21 protein-coding genes, 1 pseudogene and 1 riboswitch are annotated in these 24,920 nt (G+C 33.2%); of the genes and pseudogenes, 19 read left to right on the forward strand and 3 right to left on the reverse strand.

Annotation, left to right across the window (positions count from 1 at the left end; genetic code table 11):
• The first annotated feature begins 158 nt into the window (after positions 1-158).
• The 12 genes from LC076_RS14055 (at position 159) to LC076_RS14110 (ending at position 11,208) form a co-directional block, all read left to right on the forward strand.
• Complete coding sequence (locus LC076_RS14055) at positions 159-410, forward strand: hypothetical protein (RefSeq protein ID WP_226669727.1); 252 nt, start codon at positions 159-161, stop codon at positions 408-410.
• Positions 411-718: 308 nt separating this feature from the next.
• Positions 719-967 (forward strand): Imm59 family immunity protein, encoded by a 249-nt coding sequence (locus tag LC076_RS14060; protein WP_226669728.1) that lies wholly within the window; start codon positions 719-721, stop codon positions 965-967.
• Between the two features lie 291 nt (positions 968-1,258).
• The gene (locus LC076_RS14065; RefSeq protein ID WP_226669729.1) at positions 1,259-1,432 is read left to right on the forward strand and encodes a hypothetical protein; all 174 of its coding nucleotides are present in this window, start codon (positions 1,259-1,261) and stop codon (positions 1,430-1,432) included.
• A 39-nt stretch (positions 1,433-1,471) separates the two neighbouring features.
• The gene (locus LC076_RS14070; protein WP_226669730.1) at positions 1,472-1,879 is read left to right on the forward strand and encodes a hypothetical protein; all 408 of its coding nucleotides are present in this window, start codon (positions 1,472-1,474) and stop codon (positions 1,877-1,879) included.
• Between the two features lie 305 nt (positions 1,880-2,184).
• Positions 2,185-2,267: riboswitch (cyclic di-GMP riboswitch) on the forward strand.
• 85 nt (positions 2,268-2,352) lie between these two features.
• A complete protein-coding gene (locus tag LC076_RS14075) occupies positions 2,353-3,102 on the forward strand; it encodes a hypothetical protein (protein ID WP_226669731.1) in 750 nt (249 codons plus the stop codon).
• 505 nt (positions 3,103-3,607) lie between these two features.
• Positions 3,608-6,004 carry a T7SS effector LXG polymorphic toxin gene (locus tag LC076_RS14080; RefSeq protein WP_226669732.1) on the forward strand — a complete coding sequence of 799 codons (2,397 nt, stop codon included), beginning with the start codon at positions 3,608-3,610 and terminating at the stop codon, positions 6,002-6,004.
• 19 nt (positions 6,005-6,023) lie between these two features.
• Entirely contained in the window at positions 6,024-6,479 is a 456-nt protein-coding gene (locus LC076_RS14085) for an immunity protein YezG family protein (protein WP_226669733.1), read from the forward strand.
• A gap of 370 nt (positions 6,480-6,849) precedes the next feature.
• Positions 6,850-7,353, forward strand: a complete 504-nt coding sequence (locus LC076_RS14090; protein ID WP_226669734.1) for a hypothetical protein — start codon at positions 6,850-6,852, stop codon at positions 7,351-7,353.
• 141 nt (positions 7,354-7,494) lie between these two features.
• Positions 7,495-7,980, forward strand: coding sequence for a DUF6985 domain-containing protein (locus LC076_RS14095; protein ID WP_226669735.1), 486 nt, complete (start codon positions 7,495-7,497; stop codon positions 7,978-7,980).
• Positions 7,981-8,387: 407 nt separating this feature from the next.
• A complete protein-coding gene (locus tag LC076_RS14100) occupies positions 8,388-8,828 on the forward strand; it encodes an SMI1/KNR4 family protein (protein ID WP_226669859.1) in 441 nt (146 codons plus the stop codon).
• Positions 8,829-9,126: 298 nt separating this feature from the next.
• A complete protein-coding gene (locus LC076_RS14105) occupies positions 9,127-10,506 on the forward strand; it encodes a toll/interleukin-1 receptor domain-containing protein (protein WP_226669736.1) in 1,380 nt (459 codons plus the stop codon).
• Between the two features lie 42 nt (positions 10,507-10,548).
• A complete protein-coding gene (locus LC076_RS14110) occupies positions 10,549-11,208 on the forward strand; it encodes a YdcF family protein (protein WP_226669737.1) in 660 nt (219 codons plus the stop codon).
• 338 nt (positions 11,209-11,546) lie between these two features.
• Here the strand turns inward: LC076_RS14110 and LC076_RS14115 are convergent, their stop codons facing one another.
• Both LC076_RS14115 and LC076_RS14125 read right to left on the reverse strand, forming a co-directional pair.
• Positions 11,547-11,693, reverse strand: coding sequence for a BH0509 family protein (locus LC076_RS14115; RefSeq protein WP_146950281.1), 147 nt, complete (start codon positions 11,691-11,693; stop codon positions 11,547-11,549).
• 593 nt (positions 11,694-12,286) lie between these two features.
• Positions 12,287-14,029, reverse strand: coding sequence for a glycoside hydrolase family 13 protein (locus tag LC076_RS14125; protein WP_264191551.1), 1,743 nt, complete (start codon positions 14,027-14,029; stop codon positions 12,287-12,289).
• A gap of 255 nt (positions 14,030-14,284) precedes the next feature.
• Here LC076_RS14125 and LC076_RS14130 point away from each other — a divergent pair, with 255 nt between their 5' ends.
• The 6 genes from LC076_RS14130 to LC076_RS14155 all read left to right on the forward strand — a co-directional run bounded on the left by LC076_RS14130 (position 14,285) and on the right by LC076_RS14155 (position 23,873).
• The gene (locus LC076_RS14130; protein WP_226669738.1) at positions 14,285-15,562 is read left to right on the forward strand and encodes an extracellular solute-binding protein; all 1,278 of its coding nucleotides are present in this window, start codon (positions 14,285-14,287) and stop codon (positions 15,560-15,562) included.
• A gap of 309 nt (positions 15,563-15,871) precedes the next feature.
• Positions 15,872-17,188, forward strand: coding sequence for a carbohydrate ABC transporter permease (locus tag LC076_RS14135; protein ID WP_413465990.1), 1,317 nt, complete (start codon positions 15,872-15,874; stop codon positions 17,186-17,188).
• A gap of 1 nt (position 17,189) precedes the next feature.
• A complete protein-coding gene (locus LC076_RS14140; RefSeq protein WP_226669740.1) occupies positions 17,190-18,032 on the forward strand; it encodes a sugar ABC transporter permease in 843 nt (280 codons plus the stop codon).
• 211 nt (positions 18,033-18,243) lie between these two features.
• Entirely contained in the window at positions 18,244-19,056 is an 813-nt protein-coding gene (locus LC076_RS14145) for a nucleotidyltransferase domain-containing protein (RefSeq protein ID WP_226669741.1), read from the forward strand.
• A gap of 14 nt (positions 19,057-19,070) precedes the next feature.
• Positions 19,071-19,727, forward strand: a complete 657-nt coding sequence (locus LC076_RS14150; RefSeq protein WP_226669742.1) for a hypothetical protein — start codon at positions 19,071-19,073, stop codon at positions 19,725-19,727.
• Between the two features lie 639 nt (positions 19,728-20,366).
• Positions 20,367-23,873, forward strand: a complete 3,507-nt coding sequence (locus LC076_RS14155; protein WP_226669743.1) for a bifunctional 2',3'-cyclic-nucleotide 2'-phosphodiesterase/3'-nucleotidase — start codon at positions 20,367-20,369, stop codon at positions 23,871-23,873.
• A gap of 389 nt (positions 23,874-24,262) precedes the next feature.
• Here LC076_RS14155 and LC076_RS14160 read toward each other — a convergent pair.
• A pseudogene (locus LC076_RS14160) lies at positions 24,263-24,358 on the reverse strand (glutamine amidotransferase); the annotation flags it as partial.
• A 119-nt stretch (positions 24,359-24,477) separates the two neighbouring features.
• Between LC076_RS14160 and LC076_RS14165 the strand changes: the two are divergent.
• On the forward strand, positions 24,478-24,627 hold the full coding sequence (locus tag LC076_RS14165) for a hypothetical protein (RefSeq protein WP_226669744.1): 150 nt from the start codon (positions 24,478-24,480) through the stop codon (positions 24,625-24,627).
• Positions 24,628-24,920: the final 293 nt, after the last annotated feature.

Here is a 24,920-nt window from a genome sequence, read left to right on the forward strand (position 1 = left end):
GCTAGAGTAGGTAAAAACGGGGATAGGTAACAAACTCACGAGGATGACACAGATGGTGGCGAAAAATTATGGTGGAGTTGCACAAATCGTAACTCATCTAAATACACAAACATTGGAAACGCTTGGAGTTATACCGACATATTAGAAGGAGGGTAGAAATGACAAAACAAGAGTTCTTAAAGAGATTAGAATCTGAAAAGTTAATTATTGGTGAATATATTATAAAACTCGATAAGCTATCTGATGCTCCACTTGTATTAGGGTGCGCATTTGATCAAGGGGTATGGAAAGTATATGAAACAAGAGAACGTGGTGGTCATTTCATAATTAAAAAGATAGATAATGAAGATGAGGCGTTTGATTATTTTTATAAAATAGTGTTAAGTCAACAAAACAGACTTAACACTTAAAATACTTTAAAATTTGATGTTTAAATAGCTGAATCGTTAGAGTATTTTTTGAAAGAATTTTGCAATTATACTGAATATTATATAGTTGGTATTTAAAATTAGCCTTATTTGGTAGAAGAAGTAAAAATTAGTTGACCTTGATTGGCTTAGAACTACCTTTCAAGTTTTTTACTTTTTATTCAACCACTGTTTAGTAGACAAAATAAGAAAATGATTAAATGGAAAATCTAAAACTCATGATGTTTGTAACATGAAGGAGTATCGTTTTAAGTAAGATTGTAGAAGGAAATTAAATAGGAGGATTAACCATGAATATAAAAGAGGCAATAAGAATTATACATGAGGAGAAATTACAAGATTATAATATGAATGAAGTTAGAGATAATAAAGAAAATGAAGTTGTGTTAAGGCATGAGAATGATAAATGTATTGTTTATGTAACAGATGAAAGAGCTAGCAAGATTACAAAATCAGAAGATACCTATGCGGATGAGGAAGAAGCTTTAGATGATTTTATTGCTAGATTAAGAGCTGGAAAAATATTAAGGGAGCTATAAAGCTTTTACGATTCAATGAAACTTACAAACTTAAACTCAAACATGGAAGCTTAGAAATACATGAATTTAAAGCACTCGATTGTCTATTACGCAATAAGTGCTTTTTTCAATAAATGTATACTTAGTCCACATAAAAAATGACTGTATGAAAACCAAACTAAAATAGCGTTTGTATATGATACAAATGCTGTTTATTTATATAATTATTCAATTATTATCATATTAGATATAAAACCAATAATGAAGTATCTGAAATATCAATCCCATATGTAACAAGCATGGGTGGTTCAATTGAAGATGCTGCTCTATTCACAGGTAAATGGTTTTACTAGATCCAGAAATGGTGAAATAGTTCCAGAATGGCAATTTGATAGTAGATATTTTCCTGATAATGGAGCTGAATTATATAGAGTTACAGACGGTATTGAAAAACTAGTAGCCATATTTTATTTGATAGTGACTTAAAAGTATTTATTCCAGTTAAATAGAAAGGAGTGGAAATGTATGGAAAGAGGAACTTTTGCAAAATATACAAACAAAACCTTTAGAGTTAGTAATAATGATGGTGATAGTTTAAGATTAGTCAGTGACGATCAAGCTGATTTGAAGAATGGTTTTAAAGAGAAAATTTATCCTAGCAACTTTAAAGATAGTGCTAACTTACCTAGGCTGTATATTAAGGAAGTAAATAAATCAGATATTGATGAAATTTATGAAGTTGATTACAAAGCAAAGTACAAAGGGAATATATTTAATTTGAGTTTTAATAAAACAGGTTCACAATTAAGACTTGGAACTATTAATGCAGACCTTGCAAAGCAGTATGGATTCGAACGAACAGATAAATACTACTATGAAAAGATAGTAAATCAAGATGAAATTGAGGTTTTAGAATTTATAAAAAAACTTTAATTCTTAAGAAATCTGTTAAAGATAAATAAATTGGTACATTTTTTAATTGGGTAAATAACGTGAACTTTAGTTGTTTCACCAAATAATTATTTAGTGTAGCTATATTACAAAAAAGCTTTTAAGAGTAATGATCTCTAAAGAGCTTTTTTTGTTTTACAGGGACATTAAAAATACTTGATGACAACAAATACACTTAATGTCTCTTAATAAAATCTTATAAACTAACTGAAATATATTAATTTTTTAAAATATTTCGTTTGATAATAGCGTATTTCGTAGTACAATTAACCTATTACTTTTAGATTATTAGATAAAGGCAAACCTATCGAAAGGTAGGGACGCAAAACTACGGGCCTAAAGCAAATGCTATGGTAGCCGAGTCGCCTATTAAGATGGATGTTCTTACAAATGATGATCCACCTATTTAGGTGGGTCTTTTTCTAGTTAATCAACTATTGAGGAGGATTACAGTTATGGGATTTTTAAGAGATATGGGTAAATTTGCTGGTAAAGCAACAGGAACTGTTATTGGTGGGGCAATCAATGTTGTTGGAGATGTAACAGGTAGTAAGTTTATTAACGAAGTTGGAGATGGTGTTAAAAAAGCATCCGAATTTGCTGGTGACACTGTAGGGCAAATTGCCGATGGTGCTTGGAATACTGCTTCAGGATTGATCCAAGATGATAAGCATAAAATGGATCAAGGATTGAACGATATGGGAGATTCAGTAGGTAGAACAGCAAAGGGAGTCTATCATACTGCAAAAAATACATATGGTAGTGGCAAAACTGCATATGAGGGATTTAGAGATGGAGACGACATAAAAGTCAAACAAGGATTACGAGATATTGGTAAAACAGTAGCAATAAGTACACTTGCTGTTGGAATGGTAGATTTAGTTGATGGAGCAGATGGTGGTGACCCAGCTTCACCTACTCAAAATATGGCCGATGCAGGAACAGAAGGAGTATCAAATGTGCAATATGCAGAAACTCATGTGGCTCAAACAGAGGTTGCATCTACGACAGAAACACCAGAACAACCTGGAACACACCATGTACAACCTCATTGGGTAGAAGGACATTGGCGGGATGGTGTATGGATTGAAGGTTATTGGAGAGACGGAGATGGGAATACTGCCGTCAATTTGAGTGAAGAAGAAGGTGGAGGGTATTTACGAACTGATGCCGATGGAAATCCTACTAATAATTTAAATTCATAGGATCCATGCTAGTCTAATAGTTTAGTATTGTTTTAATAGAGTTCCTTATTAATGGTAATTAACGTTTACTTTTTTTATCAAAAATTTTAGACTCAGTAATATGAAAAGTTTTAGAACTGCTTAAACATACTTACTTCAATGGTTATTGAGTTCAAGTAAAAAGGTTAACTTGAAGAATTTTTCAAGTTAGCCTCTTTTGCGTTTTATCAAATTTAACTCACTTGTTTAAAAAACTATTAATGCATGATGATATCATTCTTCTTATTTTAACCTCGATTCATAAGTCATTTCGCCTAATCAAGATAAGTTATTTTGTTATTTTCTTCCTACAGACAACAACTATTCATAGGCACAAAGTTCCTTTTTCTAACAATTGCCTGTTAAATTGTATATTTGATTGGATTTATATGGTATTTATAATAAGTGGATTTAATTGGATATTACAAATACCTCGCCTAGAGTTAATACATACAAACAGAAATTGAAAGAAAGGTAGTCGATGTCTTTGAAAGTATATGAGGCAAGAAGCTTAATAGAGTCAATGGAAGATCGCGCGAAGGAATATTCAAGCCTGAGGGAAAAGCTGGTTCTTCTTCGGAAACGTTTTTTAGATATTGTGCAACTGGATGATGCTTTAAAAGGAAAAGGGGCAAATGCCATCAAGGGTTTTTATCAGGCACAAATAGATGTTGTTGATGCATGGCTACGACTTATTGATCGGCAAATCGCCTTCTTTAAAGGAATATCAGGTGATGCTGGAGATAATGACTTATCAGGGAACACTGTTGTTTATCAAAGCTTTCTAGAATCAGAATTATCACATCATGAGAAAAATTACATGATGATGGTTGATAGTCAGCAGGATGAACTAAAACGAATATTTAATCGAGTGGATGATTTAGTTCCTTTAAATGTATTTTCAACAGATCGGTTCATGGATGCGGTCGCAGAGGCAAAAAAAGGTCGAAATGAAACACTTCAAGCTGTTGAAAATTTTGATGAAAAGTTAAAATCAGAATATACACTATCAGAGGATGATGAGCATTATGTTGTGGCACTATTTCAAAAACTCCTAGAGGCAACTCGTCAAGGAAATGAAATTCTACCGATCCACTTTAATGCCGAACAATTCCAATCTAGTGATGTATACCTATTAAAAGAACAAGCAGAAAATCAAGCAAACGACTATCTAAACTTTAAAGAAGAACAAGAAAAAGCAAGAGAACAAATGAAACGTCTTGAAGAACAAAAACAACGTCCATGGTATGAAAAAACATGGGATGGTGTAAAGAACTTCACAGGTGAGTTAACTGGATATTACGATTATATTCGTGCCTCAGAAGGTGTTGATCCCATCACTGGTGCTGAACTTACAACAGCTCAACGTGTGACAGCTGGAGCAATGGCAGCAGCAGGTTTTATCCCTGTTGTTGGATGGGCAGGAAGAATCGTCAAAGGTGGAGGAGCCATCTATAAAACCGCCAAAGGTATGCATGCAGCGGATCAGGCACTGGATGTTTACTTGAACGCGAAAACTTTCTCAAACCTTGAAAAAGCAGAACTAGGAATCTATGGTCTTGTTTCAGTCAATGGTTTTAATGAATATATACTTGGCAAAGACATGTTCGGAAACGAATTAACAGACCTTCAGCGTCAACAAAGCTTATATTATAGTATTCTAGGTCCAGCATTAATGGCTACGCCGTTTATCCCAAGTTTAGTGAAGAATGGTAAAGTTGTTACAGAAGAAACAATTGGAAAATTGCATCAACTAACACTGAAAACAAAAACTGGGGCTATTTCTTTTGGTAGAGAATTACAGGGTGGTATGAATGTTCTTCTTCAAAATCCTAGAACAAATTTAGCGTTTAGTTCAATTGGGAATTCACCAATGAATGTTATGAATCCTATGCAAATATTGAAGGATATTGACCAAGGAATGTCGAAGTTTTCTTTTGGAGATATAAGGAGCAGTGCGAAATCTGCTGGAAGTACAAATAAGTATACTCAAGTTGAAAATGTAGCAGTTAAACAAACATTCACAGACGAAGAAATCGAAGCACTGAAGCAATTTATGAAGAGCAACCCAGAATCCAATATTAAAGACTATCTGAAAATTACACCTCCTGAATACACATCAAGCTTTGATGATATTCGAAGAGTTCTTGGTGGTCAATCCGAATTAGCTGGGGATATGCATCAAGCAGGACATTTGAACAAAGCTGCGCTTGATTTCTTACTAGAAGATGTCATGACGGTTGTAAGTAAAGATTCTAGTTTGTCTGAACGGGCTTTGGCGGGTTTCTTTTTGATTAATAAACCTGGTAAAGTAGTTGATAAAGTCTATGATGGGATTGGCAAGAAGATAGATGGTGTTGGTGATGGTACTAAGGGTACAGGAAATCGTTTGGCTGGAGCAAGTGATGTTAAAACATTAGTGGGAAGAGGAGAACAGTATACAAACGGAAGGAAAAATCGATTAAAATCTAATATTAGGTATAAAACTGGAGAGTATAACTACTTCTATGAAACAGATATTGCAGGTAGGATTGTAAAATTTGAAACAGAAAATTTACATTTAACAACGAGAACAGATAGATTGTCACACAGTAAAAATACACCAGGTAAAGTAAAAGGTCAGGACCACGCTGGACATTTGGCAGGTGATAGGTTTGGAGGCTCACCTAAAATTGATAATTTGGTTTCGCAATTGTCTGATGTTAATTTGAAGCAATATAAGAAAATTGAAGATGAATGGGCTGCAGCTTTAAAGGAAACCCCTCCAAAAGAAGTAACAATTAATCTAGAAGTAATATACTCTGGGAAAAACGTGAGGCCGGAAAAATTCCTAGTAAAATACACAATTGATGGTGACTCGTTCTCCGAAGTCCTTTTAAACTAATCTAAGGAGTGAAAACTAGATGAATACTTTTGAAGATAGATTTAGTGAATTGCAAGCTGATATGATATCCATATGTATGGAGTATATTAAAGAGAGAGCGGATAAAGTATATGTTTACGCTTCATGTGAGGAAACTGTTATTTCGAGCAAGTTTTTTTATTTAATTAATAATCAGTATGTGAAGCCTCATAAAGTGAATGATGCATTGGCGAATGGGGATGAAAGTTACGATGTATCTTCGGAACGCCAGTTTATGGTATTAGATATCTTAAATGAAGATATTGAAAAAATTAAAGAATTATGTTTTGAATATGAAAAAGACATGCCTACTGAAATGAAGTTAATATATGATGTTAAGAGTGGCAAATTCAAAGCTGAATACAAGTATGATTTAGTTTATACTAATCATGAAACTAAAACGGCTCGTCAGATTGCTGATGAGTGGTTTGATGAGATACAAAATAATAAACTTTAAGGTTTGATTATCAAGCCGTTTTATTATTGAAACTATAAAGCACTTGATTGCTTGCCGATTAGGAAACAAGTGCTTTTTGTTTTTTATGAGACAATTATGCTTTAGATATCATGAAAGATGCTTTACTGAAATTCATAGCTCATGATGGTACTACCTTCATGGAGTATTGATTTTATATTTGGTTTAATGAGAAGTACGATAAACAGGCGAGATGACATTTTACGTGGTAGGAGGACTTATGACAGGGCATTGACAATAAACATACGAAAGAAGCAAGGGGACGGATCTCTTGCTTCTTTTGTTTCGCTAAGCTAAGGACGCAAAAGAAACGTCCCTATGGTTTTCGCTTGATTTCTTATTAGAAGATGTGATGACGGTTGTAAGTAAAGATTCAAGTTTGTCTGAACGGGCTTTGGCGGGTTTCTTTTTGATTAATAAACCTGGTAAAGTAGTTGATAAAGTCTATGATGGGATTGGCAAGAAGATAGATGATGTTGGTGATGGTACTAAGGGTACGGGTAAAGGTAAACCGATTTATACAAAAGGTTTTGAAATAGAGCCTAAGTATAGTTCTTATGAGCAAAGGGTAAAAACAACACCAGTTAACAAAGGAGAATGGATTAGCGAACGTGCAGAGTCGTTATTTATCTCAGATAAGACTGGTGAAATAAAAAAGTATCTTGATGAAGCTGGTATTGACGGCGTTGAGTACAAAAACGGTATGCCAGACTTTTCTCCATTTTCTAAAGGTGAGGTCAAGCTAGAAAATATGACTAATGATCGAAAATCTAATTTTTCAACTGCGGATGAAAACTTAGCCAAAAAATGGAGTACTCCAGAACAAAAGTGGACAGCAGACGATATTGCTTATTGAAGAGAAGATAATAAATATACTTAGTATGAACTTAACGATTTGGAAACAATTCACTTAGTACCAAATAAGATTAATAGCGTCTTTAAACATTAGGGTGGAGTTGGCGAATACAACAAAAGTTAAGTTAGGAGAGTATATAAAATGACATTGATTAATGATGAATTGTTTGGAAAACTTGAGTATAAAAATAATTTCTGGCGAGGCGAAATGACTATTAAAATGTTTAATCTCGAAAAAAAAATATTATTGAGTGTTGATGCACATGAAGATGCAGACTTTTCAACTACACAAAGAGATGCATTTATTAATTTTATTCAAGATATGAACCATATTATGAGCGAGGCGGAAAAGGAAGTCTATGAGTACTATAGTGAGAATGTCGATGAATACAGAGAAATGTTAGAAAATGAATCACTAGAAAATAAAATTGCTCCTAAGATAGATTCTTTATCTAGCTTAGCAGAATTAGTGAAACCTACTGAATTAATTGTTAGAAGAGTAAGGAAGAATGGTAAGAGAAGATTGGGGTTATTGTGCGATGTTTCTTGGGACATTGAGGATGGATTGGGTATAAAAATTGAAGATGAAGTTGTAGAAGAAGTAGGGTATCAAGATATAGTTTTATAATATTTCTACTTACAATTTGAGCTAATGAAAAGCACTTGAATCAGAATTTGAGCATCAAGTGCTTTTTTGCATTTATTTAGAATACTTGAACACAGTAAAGAAAACACTGACATACTAAGGAGATTTATTTATTTTAAGATAAACGTAAGGTTCCTAGCGAAATAATAGTGAAATATAAAAATCTTGTTCCAAAAGAAATAATAGACTTGTGGTAGGAATATGGATTTGGAACATTTATGCAGAAATATTTTAAAAGTGTTAATCCAGAAGAGTACATTGATATTTTACAAGGGTGTAGTCCAAGGTATACGGATTCTGTAGTGTTATTTGCTACTGTTATGGGAGATTTAGTATTATGGGCTGGTTATGTAAGATTGCTTAATTTTAGATACGGAGAGGTATTAATAATGCGCTATGAACTAATTAAGACAAACGAAGAAAATAGTTTTTATCCAGTTACTGAAAATAATATAAAAGAGGTTGAGCAGAAACTCGGGTTGAATTTTCCTAAGGAGTTAGTTAATTTTTATATAGAAGTTGGCTACGGGTTTATTAAAGGTTCAGGGTTTAATATTAATTGTATTATGGATCCTTATTCCGTAAGAGATTATCGGTTAAGAATTAATGATTTTGAGTTCTATCCCGACATAGAAATCTATGATGAATTTGAAAGTGACAAACTAATATTTTTTGAAGGTAGTGAATCAGCTTTAATGTCAATCGAATTGAATGAAAAGAATAGCAGCCCAGTATACTATTATGATATTCAAATTGCGACTTCTCTTGAAGAATTTTTAAGAAAATTAGAAGAAAATGATAAATATTACTTGGAGTTACTAGTTGATTAAAAACAAAAGTTTAAAGATTTTGGGTATATACAATTCTGTCTCATGACTTAGCATATTTGGATATTGTTCTCCTGACTTAGGTAGGTACCAAATTTCGATTTAAAGAACTAGATCAACTACAAAGGTCATATAAAATCAATAAAATTGTAGGAAAATATCACATACTTTATTATAATAACCACTAGATAGTAAACTACTATATTCAAACAATAAATTATAAAAAGACTTCAGATGTTCGGTTTATGTCAGGTATCATTTTGACTTCTAAACAGTCTTTATTTGAATGGAATGATTTTATATGAAAATTAATATCGATGTGTTTATAAGTTATAGTTCTAGTGAGTTTAATAATGTATATTCGATAAAAAATATATTAGAAAAAAACAATATTCATTGTTGGATGGCACCTCATAGTATTCCAGGGGGTTCCAGTTATGCCAACGAAATTCCTGTAGCGATAAAGAATAGCGGGATGTTTTTATTAATGTTGTCGGCTAAATCCCAAAAATCTCAGTGGGTCCAAAAAGAAGTGAGTCTAGCTCTTAGTTACGGAAAAACCGTATTACCTTTTATGCTGGAAAAATGTGAGTTGTCTGAAAGTTTTAACTTCTTTTTAACAGATGTACAACGTTATAATGCTTATGAATCCCAATCAGAAATACTTAAGCAGTTAATAGCAGAAATTCTGAGTCAATCCACTAAACGAGAATCTGCCGAGAATAGTTCTACAGTTACAGGAAATCATCATTCACCTATTAAAACTGATGCAATTTTGATGGATAATGAAAATCGAGATATAAAGGAACTGGGAGTATGGTTGTCAACAAAAGAAACTTCCACTGTTGATCGAACTTTAGCAAGCATTCTTACTAAAATTAAACGTGCATATAAAAACAATCCGAATGCTCAATTTATCAAAAGCTTGTTGGAGCAGAGTTACATGGACACATTTAAGCTTGAAACCTTCTTAGACACGTTACCAATGATAGGTATATATTCTAACATTGCTGCTGAAATTGATATTCAAGTAGCTGTCATGTATATTCACTCAGGAGAGCGAGTATTCACAAAGCAGGCAAGAAAGTACATAGAACGTGCTGTTACTATTTTAACTAAATCTTCGTCATATGATGAATCAAAGTTTAAGAGAATAGTACATGCAAAATGGCTTTTAGCTGTTACATATAAACAAGAGAGAAACTATGGTTATGCAATAGATATCTGCGAAGAACTTATTAACTTCATTAAGGATGAGAATGAAATATTTGACGTTCCCTTTGCGGATGCTTTACTTTTACCACAGCGTGAAATTGCAGTTATCAACAAAGATAGGGGTTTGAGTGACTATCTAATGGTTCAGACGGATGAAATTCGTTATAATGTTAAAGAATTATTTTTCACTCAACGACGAATTTTTGAATTATATATTAGCAATAAAGACTTCGACAAAGCCAAAACGCTTCTTCCAAATCTACTTGATTCATTTTCAAAATGTAAAAATCATATTGACGATATCTATCAGATTGCTTTATATCAGAACCTTTTTGAATACTACATTAGTATTGGCGAAAAAGTAAAATCTCAGCTTTATTATAAATTGGCTTATAACAGTGCAGAAAGGAACTACTGGAAAGGCAAACAACAAAAATTGGTCGATATTAAGAATCTATATAATTAGTCACGAAATTGATTTATAGAATAAATAAGGAGGAAGTTCCGTATGTATGATTTTAACGCTGATGCAAAACTGTTGTGGGATTACCATCACTTAAATAATAAGCTTAGTAAAAAAGATTGCATTATAGCATTTGGCAGCCACGATACCAATGTTGCAGAAAGAGCAGCTGAGTTATATAATCAAGGCTATGCCAAATTTGTCATTTTTACAGGTGGTTTTGGTAGAATAACTAAAAATAAGTGGGAAAAAACCGAAGCAGAGATGTTTTCAGACATTGCTATTGCTCGCGGTGTTCCAAGTGATAAGATATATATTGAGACTGAATCAACAAACACAGGACAAAATATTGACTTCACAAAAAAATTAATAGAGAAAGAAAAGCTTACGTTTTCAGATTATATTGTCGTGGATAAACCATTTAAAGAAAGAAGAATATATGCAACGTTAAAAAAGCAGTGGCCTACTCTTCATTTCATCGTCACCTCACCTCAAAATTCTTATGAATCGTATTGCACATACTATAATGAATCGGTAGAGTTTGATCTTTCAGATTTCATAAATATTATGGTAGGGGACCTCCAACGAATTGATCTGTATGGAAAAAACGGCTTTCAAATTCCACAAGATATACCTGAAAATATTATGGAAGCTTATATGCGATTAGTTTCTAATGGATTTGATACACAACTTATTAAGGCATGATTTACTTATTGTATTGATATCAAATTAGCTTAAATTTGGCTGTGTGATATCTTCGCTAAAGAGACCTAAGCGAATCTCATATGCAGGGATTTTATTATTATAAACGGTAAAAAATAAGATGAAATGCTGGATTTTAACTCCAAAAAGCTATAGGCCTTTCTTTAGTAATCCTATATACACACCAATTTCAAAGTTCCATCTTGGAACCATGGGTAAATAAGAATGAAAGACAATCTAAAATTAGTAAAGTAAATATGACGAAAACAAAAACAGCATTTGTAGTAGCTACAAATGCTGTTTATTTATATATTCATTCAATTATTAACGAATTTCACACCTTACATATAATCGTATACAGAATCTTCAAAATAGAGCCAGTGAAAGTATTCAATCTGTGGATCTGTCATATCTGAAATTTGTTTCTCGCTGAATTTTTGCTTATTTAATAAGTCTTTCACTTTAGAATCTCTTGCTGTTTGGCTCATTTTAAATCCTCCCTTATGTACTTGTAAACATTTCCTTTGTTCTTCTTGATCTCATTATATATCTCAATTTGATATTAAACCAATATCATTTTGAGATGATTTAGTTAAAACTAATATAGAAATTGTAAGTTAGTCTTCAAAAGGTATCATACTAGGTCATTTATGTATTTTAGGTAACGATAATAGTTAGAAAAGAATAAAAAAATGGCTGATATTAGTGAAATACATCCGATAATTTCAAAGGGATTTGCTCAAGATAATGTTTATCTCTTTATTTGAATAAAAGGGGAGGATGAGAAAAAGGATATAATGAAAAAGATGTTGACAATGTAGAAGCCTGTAAGAAAGAGCAAGGGGACAGTAAAGAAGCAGTTACTTCAATACTGCCTTTTTTTGTATAAGGTTGCTTATAAAAAATTTTTAAAACAAGTCGAGCTTAAATTGATTTATACAATACAAAATAGAATACCTAGAAGTTGAATTCTTAAGTGAAGGCGCTACTTCAAATGCTTGGTGTGATTCAACAAAACATGCAATTGTTTTAAGAACGGCATAGTACTCATGTGTTATTTTAATATAATGTAATGAACGAATTATTCACCTAGTATCATTACCTCATATTGAGATAAAGTAACAAAATGCTGAACAGTTTCACTATTTATTAAATTTGTCAAAGGAGCATCATGTGGTAACGGCACTGTTAACTCTTCGTTTGAGTTATTCATTAAAAACCATATTGTTTGAGTTTGATGGCTTTTCGTATAAATAAGTAGATTAGTAGCTGGATTGGCCTCAACAATATCAAACTTTCCTAAATGACCCATTGCAGGTATTGTTTTTCTAAGTGTTATAAGTTTTTTAACATAATTTAAAAGCTCTTGATCTTGTTTTTCCTCGTTCCATTCCATACAAGCTCGACAACCAGGATCTTGATCTCCTAACATACCGATTTCATCACCGTAATAAATGCAAGGAGTTCCTATATATGAAAGGAGGAACGTGAATAACATTTTTACTTTGGATGTGTTGTTTTTACACATTGTTAAAACACGAGGTGTATCGTGACTTCCTAATAGATTGAACGCTACTTCATTTATATTTTGTGGGTACATATGATAGACGTTTTGGATTTTGTTCGCAAATTCTTCTACATGAATGCTATCTTTTGCAAAAAAACTTAACGCAGCGTCTGTAAAAGGGTAATTCATCACTGCATCAAATTGATCACCTTGCAGCCATGTTATGGAGTCATGCCATATTTCGCCCAAAATATAAATATCAGGTTTACACTTTTTCACTTCTTGTCGAAATTCTCGCCAAAATTGATGATCCACTTCATTTGCTACGTCTAATCTCCAGCCGTCAATATCAAATTCTTCTACCCAGTAACGACCGATTTTTAATAAATACTCTTTCACTTCAGCATTTTCTGTATTTAGCTTTGGCATATTTCCAACAAAACCAAAGGTCTCATAATTAGGAATTGGTTCTAGGATTAAGGGGAATTCATGGATGTGAAACCAGTTAACAAAGCTAGAATTAGCTCCATGTTTTACTACATCTTGAAACTTATCGAAAAAGTATCCACTATGGTTAAAAACAGCATCAAGCATGACTTTTATTCCGTGTTCATGGCACGTTTCTATTAATCTTTTAAATGTATGCTTATCTCCAAATTGTGGGTCAATTTCCATATAGTCGATTGTGTCATATTTATAATTTGAATGTGCCTTAAATATCGGAGTGAAATAAATTCCTGTAATTCCTAAGTCAGAAAGGTAATCGACTTTATACATAATGCCTTGAAAATCTCCACCAAAGAAGTTGTCACGATTTGGATCTTCACTTGCCCATGGACGAGTATGTGGAGGATTTATCGAAACATCTCCATTTGCAAATCGATCCGGAAATATTTGATACCAAACGGTGTTCTTTACCCATTCAGGAGGAGAGAATACATCGATTTTATTTAAGAAAGGAAAACAAAAATAGTACGCAACATCATCAGTAGGAGGTTGATCAAAAAAGCCTTTTTCTGTATAAACAAATGTTTCACAATTATTAAATGAAGTAAACTCAAAAGCATATCTTAACCTTCGGAAGTGTGGATTTACAGCTATTTTCCAATAATCAAACATCGCATCTGTCCCAGTTTTCACCATATCTGCTTTTGAAAAATCCCATTTTGAATCAATAAAAGCGTAGGGATCTCCATATAAAAGAGAAACATGTTTTGCTTCATTTTTTTTACACCTTACCATCATATGCAAGGTGTTTTCATCATAAGCATAAGCATAATTGTTACATGATCTGTGGTAAATGGCTTCCCTTAACATAGAAAACCTCCTTTTTTTGTAAGCAATCGCTTGTATAATTTTAGGATAAAAAGAAATGTTTTTAAAGTCAATAAGCGAATAATCTAATAAATTAAAAAATTCTGAAAAGTGGGTTGTCAAATTAATCCAATGAAACTATAATGAAAATGTACTTGAGCAAGCGCTTTCACAAATTGGTTAGCGGAAATATTCGTTTTATATTTTTTGTCGATTTGTGCAAACGTTTGTGCAAAAAATAGAAATAGGGGGATGACAATGAAAAAGTACTTAACAATTTTTATGGTTTTCATTCTTGCGTTAAGTGTTCTTGCAGCATGTGGACCGAAAGATGTAGAAGAGACTTCTAGTGAAAATGACGGGAATGAAAAAGCAACGGAAGAAACAACAAAACCTGAAAAGTTAGTTGTGTGGGAGGATAAAGATAAATCTCCATGGTTAAAGGAAGTAGCCCAGAAATTTACCGAAGAACATGGAATTGAAGTAGAAATTACTGAAGTATTAATGGCAAGTGATATGCGTGAGCAATTGCGCTTAGATGGTCCTGCTGGAACAGGTCCAGACGTTTTAACTTTACCTCATGATCAAATCGGAGAATTAGCAGTTCAAGGACATCTTGCAGAATTAACTGTTGATCAAGCAGTTGTTGATCGTTTCTCTGAATCTTCTATCAGTGCTCAAACTTATGATGGGAAACTTTACGGTCTTCCAAAATCATCTGAAACACCAGTCTTCATCTATAATAAAGAGTTAATGGATGCTCCTCCAGCAACAATGGATGAAGTATATGACTTCTCAAAAGACTTCACTGGAGATAAAAAATATGGATTTTTAGCTGTATGGGATGACTTTTACATGGCTCACGGCGTAATTGCTGGTAACGGTGGATACGTATTCGGTGAGGAAAACGGTATTCCAAATCCTAAAGATCTTGGTTTAAATAATGATGGCGCTGTTGAAGGTGCTACATATATTAAAAAATGGTATGACGAAGGATTATTCCCTAAAGGATTAATTGGTGAAAATGGTGGATCAACTCGTGATGGATTATTCGGCGAAGGAAAAGTCGCATCTGTTATGAATGGACCATGGCAGTTCCAACCTTACAAAGATGCTGGTATTGATATCGGTATTGCTCCAATGCCTAAGCTTCCAAACGGTGAAGCTATGAAAACATTTATGGGTGTAAAAGGTTATCATGTATCAGGTCACTCTAAAAACCAAGAGTGGGCTACAAAGTTTGTTGATTTTATCACAACTGATGAAAATTCATTAATTCGTTTTGAACAAACACAAGAAGTTCCAACAAACCTTGCATTAGCTGAAGATCCTAAAATCACAGAAAATGAAGGAGCAGAAGCTGTTGCTGTTCAATCACAAGATGCTATTCCAATGCCTAACATTCCTGAAATGGGAACTGTTTGGGAGCCGATGGCAAATAACTTACAAACAATTGTTACTGGAAAATCTGAACCTAAGAAAGCGTTAGATACTGCTGTTGAACAAATTAGCAAAAATATTGAAGCTAGTCACTAAGAAAAGCGCAAGCGCCTTGGTCAACGCCGTACAAACTGGAGGAGCATCGACTGAGATAAAGGAAACACGAAGAGCGTTAGCGATTCGATGTTGAATTATCGTAGGAAGATGATCTGAAGTTTGATAGGCGATAGGTGCTGGAGCTAGACAACAAAACTAAGTAAAAAATTTTATACTTTCTGATACTGTAAATAAAAATAGCGGTATCTCCAATAAAGAGGTACTGCTATCACTTTAACAAGATAGCTTACTAAAAGGTAATCAGAGGCATTATGAATAAGTTGCTTTCTATTCATAATGCCTCTGCTGATGAATGGTTGTTTGAAAGGAGAGTGTAAGTTGAGTAAAGAAAAGCAAAATCAAACCAACCATAAAAAAACAGCGAGTATCCTTTCGATTATTCCTGGACTGGGACAACTCTATAATAAGCAATTTGTCAAAGGCGGTTTATTTTTAATTTTAACAATCGCGTTTTTTGGTGTATTTAGAGATTTATTAAATATGGGGCTATGGGGAATCGTCACATTAGGTGAAAAAGTTCCTAGAGATAACTCGATTTTCTTATTAGCTGAAGGAATATTAGCCATCATTATTTTGACATTTTTTCTTCTCTTTTTTATTTTCAATATGTTTGATGCTTATAAAAATGGTCAGAAGCGAGATAAAGGGGAACCCCTCGCTACTTTATGGGAACAATACAAAAACTTAATTGACTCTGGTTTTCCCTATTTAATTATGACTCCAGGCTTCATGTTATTAGTGTTCGTTGTTGTATTTCCAATCATTTTTGTTATTTTACTTGCTTTTACGAACTACGATCTATACCATTCACCACCGGCAAAGTTAGTTGATTGGGTATTTTTTAAAACATTCATCGACATATTTGAAACAGATGTATGGCGTGAAACGTTCTTTGGTGTTTTATCTTGGACACTCGTTTGGACGTTTGTGGCAACAACCTTACAAGTATCACTCGGTATTGTACTAGCTGTCATTGTTAATCAAAAAGATTTAAAAGGGAAAGCCATCATTCGTACGGTGTTAATTTTACCATGGGCGATACCGGGCTTTGTTTCGATTTTAATTTTTGCTGGAATGTTTAACGAATCGTTCGGTTCGATTAATCAAGATATCTTAGCTTTATTTGGCATAGAAGGATTGCCGTGGATGACAGAGGTTTTTTATACGAGAATCGCTTTAATTTCCATTCAAACATGGCTTGGTTTTCCATTTGTATTTGCCATGACAACTGGTGTCTTACAATCGATTCCAAATGAATTGTATGAAGCGGCAACTGTTGATGGTGCAAATAACTTTCAAAAATTCAGAAAAATTACGTTACCACTCGTTCTTTTTGCCACAGCACCAGTGTTAATTACACAATATACGTTTAATTTTAATAACTTTAATGTCATTTACCTTTTTAATGGTGGAGGACCTGCATTACCAGGACAAAATGCTGGGGGAACAGATATTTTAATTTCCTGGATTTATAGCTTAACGATGACATCTGCTGAATACTCAAAAGCTGCAGCTATTACTTTATTATTATCAATCATTGTGATAACCGTTGCGATCTGGCAATTTAGAAAAACGAAATCTTTCCAAGAAGAGGATATGATGTAATATGAATATAAAAACACAGAAGATCATCAGACTCGGACTATCGTATTTAGTCATTGGGATTATGTTTGCGATTATTCTCTATCCAGTGGCTTGGATTATCGGTTCCTCTTTTAATCCAGGTCAAAGCTTATCCGGAACAACGATCATACCTGAAAATGCTTCTTTAAAACACTATAAGCATTTGTTTAACCCAGAAGAAACTCCTTATTTAAAATGGTATCTCAATTCAATCATTGTAAGCTTATCAACTATGTTGTTTACCGTCATCTCCGTTAGTTTAATTGCGTACGCGTTCTCAAGATATCGATTTTTCGGGCGGAAATATGGTTTAATGACATTCTTAATTCTTCAAATGATCCCAAACTTTGCGGCGTTAATAGCCATTTATGTATTAGCATATCGCTTTAATTTATTAGATACGTTAAGAGGTTTAATCCTTATTTATGTAGGAGGACAGATTCCTCTTAATACATGGCTAATGAAGGGGTATTTAGATACAATTCCAAAAGAGCTTGATGAATCTGCAAAAATTGATGGTGCAGGTCATTTCCGAATTTTCTTCCAAATTGTTCTGCCATTGGCCAAACCAATCATTGCTGTGGTCGCATTATTTTCATTTATCGCACCATTTGCAGACTTTATTATTGCAAGTATTTTACTCCGAACGGAAGATAGATACACATTACCAGTGGGATTATTTAACTTGATTGACGATCAATTTGGGGCAGAATTTACAACATTTGCTGCTGGCTCTGTATTAATTGCTATACCAATTGCGTTACTTTTCTTGATTTTCCAAAAATATTTCGTCTCAGGCTTAACAGCTGGTGGGACAAAAGGGTAGAAGGAAACAGGTTGCTTAGGGCAGCCTTTTTTTCTTTCAAAATACTTATCTTAATTTCATATTTTTAGTTTTAAACCAAGATATAGTAGTGTTGTAATGTGTTTTTAATGGATAGAGATAACAAATGGGTTAATTTGTAAAAAATACATTGTGTTTGTTCTAGAGAAGCGTTTATGATGATAAAGTAATCTTTTCTTTAAAGGAGAGTTTTATGTTGAAGACAATAAAAAAAGCTGTTTTAAACATATCACACGAATTTTCTAAGCTGAATGAGGTAGAAGCTGTTGTACTCTCAGGTTCTCTTGGTGCAAATACAGAAGATGAATACTCTGATATTGACTTATATATATACAGTGATGTAGATATTCCGATCAATAAGCGTAAAGAGATCTTTGAGCCGTTAACTAATGTCATGGAATATCATAATCAATTTTGGGAAACGGAAGATGATGGAATATTGATACATCCTCCTATAGGAATTGAAGTCATTTACCGTAATATAAATTCGATGAAAAAAGAATTAGAAAATACGTTAACTAACTTTCAAGCAAACGTTGGTTATTCTACATGTTTTTGGAGTAATGTACTCAACTCAGAAATTTTGTATGATAAGTTTGGGAGATTAGAAGAATTGCAGAAAAAGTGCAAGATCCCATATCCTCCTAAATTGAAGAGGAATATTATCGAAAAAAACTATCCGTTACTTCGTGATAGTGTAGCATCATATTATCATCAAATTGATAAAGCACTTAAAAGAAATGATCATATAAGTGTTAATCATAGAATTACCGCATTTTTAGCGAGTTACTTTGATATTATATTTGCAGTCAATGAGTTGCCTCATCCTGGTGAAAAAAAATTAGCTACACTCGTTAAGAGTCAATGTAAGCATATCCCAGAAAACATGGAAAAAAGTATAAACAAAATTCTACATAACAAAACGGAAACTTTGCTTGAGGATGTAAGTGAACTTATTGATAACTTAGATAAATTACTAGTAAAACAAAATCTTAAAAACAAATAAAAGGAATGTTACTTTTGAAAAAATTCATCTATCTCTTGTTTGGAAAACCTCACGATGAAAATAAGTATTATTCACTTATCTACAAGTTCGCTGTTGGTTTTTATTTATTGTCTATGACTTTATTTCTGATACAGAGTATCTTATATGGTGGTATGGTCTGGTTTTCCTTCTTTTTCTCAGCTATTGTATTTCCAGTTTTATTTAGAGTAGTTTATAAAGTGAATATTAGCTTCCGTCAACATTTCACTAAATCAGGTTCACTTAAAAAGAAGTTGAAATGGCCTTTGATTATTGGAAGTGTATTCGTTTTATTTACAACCTTGGTCATCACTTTGTTTTTATTTGGTAATCAAGTAGCAGTAAACGTGAATAAAACAACAGTTAACGGTGATATCGAATTATCTATTGGTTCTTTAAAAGGGGACTACCAAATTGAGACGTTTGAGTTATCTGAGCCACAAGAGGAAACGATCGTCATCCCTTTTCAATTAAATGTTGAAGAAGGCGAGGTGACACTTTATATTAAGCATCAAAATGAAACGGTTTGGGAAAAGACGTATGTTTCATCAGAAGAAGAGACGATTGAGTTCATAGGTGTTAAAGGCGTGTATGAAGTCGGATTTACAACAGAATCAGCAAGTAATATCCAATTAAACCTCTCACTATACTAAATTCGAAATAATCATACGAAAACATACTATAATAAAACTTACTCAGAAATAAATGGAGATAAAAACCTGATTTATGTGATGTTTAGAAAACTTTGATATTTATGTGTAAAGAGTGTTTTTATACAATAGTCAATTCCAAAATTCCAACTTGTTTGTTAAAGGGGAATTTTTACAAAGGCTTAGTATCTGACTGGATATAATATTTATTAAAATTAGGAAATATTAGTAAAATATAATAGCGATATAATTTTTAAGGAAATAGAGAAAGAGGCCCCTACCTATTATTCTAATAAATATACTTCATGTAAAAAGATCTATTCCACAACTAAACTAAAGTCATTAAAAAAACGTTTAAATACCCTTCATAGTTAGGGATTTAGACGTTTTTTTAAATCTCTAATTAATGCAAAGTGTTATTAATACATCTTTTGTGACGGATTTTAGAGGCATTATACCCAGATTACCCTTGTTATAAAACGTAAATGATAAGTATCTAGAACTACTTATTTTTACACGAAAAAAATTATGATAGTAAAATATAATCATTATTCAAAAGTATTAAACTATTACAAAATAATTCTGCTATATTTAGCTTTAGAGATTTTATCTCATAAAAAAATTAAAGGATGGATGGATCGAATGAAGTTGCAAAGCAAGCTTAAAGGTAAGAAGATTTTGACTAGTACACTGGCAATTTGTTTGTTATCAACCCCGTTTATGACAAGCGTTGTAAATGCAGCAAAGCCTACTACTTCTAAGGTTCAATCACAAGTAGAGCTTCGAATTATGGAAACAACAGACATTCATACGAACCTATTAAACTTCGATTATTACAAAAATGCTGAAGCTCCTAAGCTGGGACTAGCAAAAACAGCAACACTTGTGAAACAAGCAAGAAAAGAAGCAGAAAATTCGGTTCTTGTAGACAATGGTGACCTCATTCAGGGTACTCCTCTTGGCACTTATAAAGCTAAGATCGATCCATTAGAGGACGGCGAGGTACATCCAGCGATTGAAGCAATGAATATCATGGACTATGACATGGCTACACTTGGTAACCATGAATTCAACTATGGTCTAGACTACTTAGATGAAGTGTATGATGATGCTGAATTTCCTTATGTAAATGCAAATGTATATATCGATGACCATGATAATAATCCTTCAAATGATGTTAATAAATATAGCCCTTATAAAATCGTTAATAAAAAAGTAAAAGATGAAGATGGCAAAACAAAGGTTATAAAAATAGGATATATTGGTTTTGTTCCTCCACAAATTAATGAATGGGACAAAGCTAACCTTGATGGCAAGGTGATAACAAAAAACATTATTGAAAGCGCTGAAAAATTTGTTCCTCAAATGAAGGAAAAAGGGGCAGATGTTGTTATCGCATTAGCTCATTCTGGTTTTAGTGGTAATGAAGATAACACAGAAGATACTGTTTATGGTTTAAGTAAAGTCGATGATATTGATGCGATCACATTCTCACATACTCATAAAACATTCCCTGCTAAAGATGAATCTAGCCTTGATTCACTTTTTAAAGGCTCTGATGGAAAACCGTTACCTGGAGTAGATAATAAAGAAGGTACTATTAATGGTGTGGCTGCTGTTCAAGCAGGATATGGCGGTGGATCACTTGGAATCATTGATCTTACTCTTCAAAAGATAAAAGGAAAATGGGAAGTTGCTGAATCTCAATCTTCTACTAGAGATGCTTCAGTAGTTGAAGCAGACCAAGAAATTGTCAAATCTGTAAAAGGTGTACATGAAGATACGATAAAGTATGTGAATACACCAATTGGTACAACAACAGATGATATTTACAGCTATTTTGCTCTAGTCCAAGATGATCCTTCGATCCAGGTTGTAACAAATGCACAAAAATGGTATGTAGAAAAATACATTTCATTAAATAAGCCTGAATTAAAAGACCTACCAATTTTATCAGTTGGTGCACCATTTAAAGCAGGGCGTAATGGTGTTGAGGAATATACAGAGATCAAAAAAGGTGATTTAACCATCCGTAGTGCTGGTGATTTATATCTTTATGACAACACATTAAAAGCTGTCAAAGTAAAGGGTTCTGTTGTGAAGGAATGGATCGAAATGTCAGCTGGCAAGTTTAATACAATTGATGAAACTAAAACAGAAGAACAAGAATTATTAAATTCTTCTTTCCCAGTGTATAACTTTGACGTGATTGATGGAGTTGAGTACAAAATTGATGTAACTAAGCCGGCTAAATATGATTCAAAAGGGAGTATTGCTAATCCTGACTCAAGCCGCGTTGTTAACTTAGAATACAATGGTGAACCAATCGATCCAGAACAAGAATTTGTTGTGGTAACGAACAACTATCGTGCTGGTGGTGGAGGGAATTTCCCTGGTTTAAAAGGTAGTGAATTAGTAGTAGATTCAGCTGATGAAAACCGCCAAATTTTAATGGATTATATTTCTGAAGAAAAAGAAATTACTCCAACTGCTGATAAAAACTGGTCAATTGCACCAATCTCAAGTGATGTGAATGTTACTTTTAAAACGTCACCTAATGCAAATCAATACATTTCAGAGGGAAGCCCATTTTCTTATACTGGACAAAAGGATGATAAAGGATTTGGTATTTTTCATATTGATTTAAACCGTGGAATAAAAGTTCAACTTTTAGGGTTAAATGATTTACATGGTCAATTAGATACCGCTACAAAAGTAGGTGAAGCATACGCTGGGAAAATTGAATATACAGCAGCTGCTCTTAAAGCGGAAGAAGCAACAAATCCAAATACACTTATCGTTCATGCTGGTGACATGATTGGTGGTAGTCCTTTAGTTTCAGCTCTTTTCCAAGATGAGCCAACAATTGAAGTTTTAGAAGAGATTGGCTTTGATGCTGGAACATTAGGAAATCATGAGTTCGATGAAGGAATCGATGAGCTAAAGCGTATGATAAATGGTGGAGTTCACCCAAATGGTAGCATTGGGTATGACGGAATGAACTTTCCGCTTGTAGCAGCTAATGCCTATGATATGCGAGACGGACAGCTAATCACTGAACCTTATACAATATTAGAAACTGGTGGTCAAAAGATTGGTATTATTGGAGTTGTAACACAAGAAACTCCCTCTATGATTGTGACAAAAGGAAACGAATTTCTAAAAATTACAGATGAAGTAGCTGCAATTAATAAATATACGGCAGAATTAAAAGCACAGGATGTAGAATCAATTGTTGTTCTAGCTCATAACCCTGCTAGTCAAAATGGTTATACTGATTCCTTTGACGCAAGCAGAATTGCTGAACAAATCAATGATGAAGTTGATGTGATCTTTGCCGCTCATAACCATGTAAGAGTTAATAGAGTGGTAGATAATAAATTGATTGTCCAAGCCTATTCTTATGGCACGGCTTTCTCCGATGTTGATCTTGAAATTGATCCGTTTACAGGAGATATTTATAAAAAAGAAGCAGAAATCAAAACCGTTTATCATGACAAGTATTCACCAGATCCAGCAGTGTTTACCATTATGAAGAAATATATAGAAAAAGTTGAACCAATCAAAGCACAGGTAGTTGGTCAGTCTGTATCTACCCTTGAAAAAGGCTATCCAACGATTGCAACAGAGTATGGCGACCTTGGTCTTGGTAACCTGATCGCTGATGGCATGAAAAAAGCAATGGACGCTGACTTTGCTCTGATGAATGGTGGTGGAGTTCGTGCACCTCTAGAAGCTGGTGAAATCACATTCGGTGACTTATTCGCGGTACAACCATTTGGTAATGTATTAAATAAAGCTACCCTTAGTGGTGATGATTTAAGAATGATTCTTGATGAACAAATTTCCGCAAGAGGTCTTGATTATCATATTTCTGGCTTCAACTACACATACACATTTGATGATCAAACTAAAACAGGTAAAGTCGTTGATATCTTTTTACCTGATGGCACTCCAATTGATCCAACAAAAGAATACACAGTGGTGGTAAATAACTATATGTACGGTAATCTTAACACTAGTTTTGGAAAACTTTCTTCAAGCATGGAAGTGGGTCCAGTAGATCTTGATGCTACAGTTGATTACGTGAAGAGTTTACCTTCTTCACTTGACTACAAACCTGAAGGAAGAATTAAAAGAGTAAACTAAATGAAAAGAGGCTGACATATTTTTGTCAGCCTCTTTTGTTATTTGTAGGTGCTACATTGTTGTTTATTTTCGTTACAGACTTCTTATCGTTGAAGTAAAAGGTGGAACAATGGTAACGTTAGCTATTTCATTAATATATTCTCTATTTGCTGTTATAATCGCCATGATTATATGTTTTAAAAATAGAAAGTGAATAAAATAACTAGGAGTAACTTTAGTTGTAATTCCTTGTATTTCAATTTAAATTACTGTAAGTCAATCGTTTGAATTAAGTTCAACATTAAATGATGTCGAGTACTATTACCGAATGTTAACTATAAGGAATATCCAAGTTAAAAATTCTAACTTCTCTACAAATCAAGATAGAGAAATTGAGCTCTTCAATTACTTCATTTATTTATTGAATTCATTAACTTGAAGAAGCATTCAGGTTTATGAGTCTTATTTAGGTTATAACGTGAATGTAATGTATCTACAGCACAAATCGTGCGATAAATTCAGGATTTATAATATCTGTGACTCCAATGTCATTATTTTTCATAGTTAAATATTATATTGATGATATAATTAAGTATATGGAATATCTTGAGCGGAGATAAATACTGTGGAGGATATATTAAAACAGATTTTAAGTGAGCTGAAAGACATAAAAACAGATGTTGGTGTTTTAAAGACAGATGTTAGAGATCTGAATGCAGATGTTGGTGCTCTAAAAACAGACGTTGTAGATCTAAAACAGGACAAGAAAGGTTAGAAATTGGGCAACAAAAATGACAGAAAAACTTAATTGAAAATCTAGGTACCTCCACAGAAAAAATGACTAAACATGTTGATGACAAAACGGAAGTACTAAACAAAAGAGTGTACAATGTAGAATTTGAAATAGAGGGATTTAAAAGGCAGTAGAGAAGATATCACTTCACCACTGTCTTTTTCTTTTGAATTATCTGATACTGATAATAACATCATTCCAGAAAAGATCAGTAAAAACGAATATAAATAAGGAATTGGAACGGCTTCACAGTACCCTAAAAAAGTGAGGAATAA

It is taken from the genome of Metabacillus litoralis, assembly GCF_020524045.1.
Classification (GTDB): Bacteria; Bacillota; Bacilli; order Bacillales; family Bacillaceae; genus Metabacillus; species Metabacillus litoralis_C.

Bases quoted from the DNA above. Each gene is read 5' to 3' on its own strand.
- LC076_RS14135 (WP_413465990.1), top strand. From the start codon at position 15,872: ATGAATGGTTGTTTGAAAGGAGAGTGTAAGTTGAGTAAAGAAAAGCAA.
- LC076_RS14055 (WP_226669727.1), top strand. From the start codon at position 159: ATGACAAAACAAGAGTTCTTAAAGAGATTAGAATCTGAAAAGTTAATT.
- LC076_RS14060 (WP_226669728.1), top strand. From the start codon at position 719: ATGAATATAAAAGAGGCAATAAGAATTATACATGAGGAGAAATTACAA.
- LC076_RS14100 (WP_226669859.1), top strand. From the start codon at position 8,388: ATGCGCTATGAACTAATTAAGACAAACGAAGAAAATAGTTTTTATCCA.
- LC076_RS14105 (WP_226669736.1), top strand. From the start codon at position 9,127: ATGAAAATTAATATCGATGTGTTTATAAGTTATAGTTCTAGTGAGTTT.
- LC076_RS14085 (WP_226669733.1), top strand. From the start codon at position 6,024: ATGAATACTTTTGAAGATAGATTTAGTGAATTGCAAGCTGATATGATA.
- LC076_RS14155 (WP_226669743.1), top strand. From the start codon at position 20,367: ATGAAGTTGCAAAGCAAGCTTAAAGGTAAGAAGATTTTGACTAGTACA.
- LC076_RS14095 (WP_226669735.1), top strand. From the start codon at position 7,495: ATGACATTGATTAATGATGAATTGTTTGGAAAACTTGAGTATAAAAAT.
- LC076_RS14130 (WP_226669738.1), top strand. From the start codon at position 14,285: ATGAAAAAGTACTTAACAATTTTTATGGTTTTCATTCTTGCGTTAAGT.
- LC076_RS14075 (WP_226669731.1), top strand. From the start codon at position 2,353: ATGGGATTTTTAAGAGATATGGGTAAATTTGCTGGTAAAGCAACAGGA.
- LC076_RS14145 (WP_226669741.1), top strand. From the start codon at position 18,244: ATGTTGAAGACAATAAAAAAAGCTGTTTTAAACATATCACACGAATTT.
- LC076_RS14115 (WP_146950281.1), bottom strand. From the start codon at position 11,693: ATGAGCCAAACAGCAAGAGATTCTAAAGTGAAAGACTTATTAAATAAG.
- LC076_RS14070 (WP_226669730.1), top strand. From the start codon at position 1,472: ATGGAAAGAGGAACTTTTGCAAAATATACAAACAAAACCTTTAGAGTT.
- LC076_RS14110 (WP_226669737.1), top strand. From the start codon at position 10,549: ATGTATGATTTTAACGCTGATGCAAAACTGTTGTGGGATTACCATCAC.
- LC076_RS14090 (WP_226669734.1), top strand. From the start codon at position 6,850: ATGACGGTTGTAAGTAAAGATTCAAGTTTGTCTGAACGGGCTTTGGCG.
- LC076_RS14140 (WP_226669740.1), top strand. From the start codon at position 17,190: ATGAATATAAAAACACAGAAGATCATCAGACTCGGACTATCGTATTTA.
- LC076_RS14125 (WP_264191551.1), bottom strand. From the start codon at position 14,029: ATGTTAAGGGAAGCCATTTACCACAGATCATGTAACAATTATGCTTAT.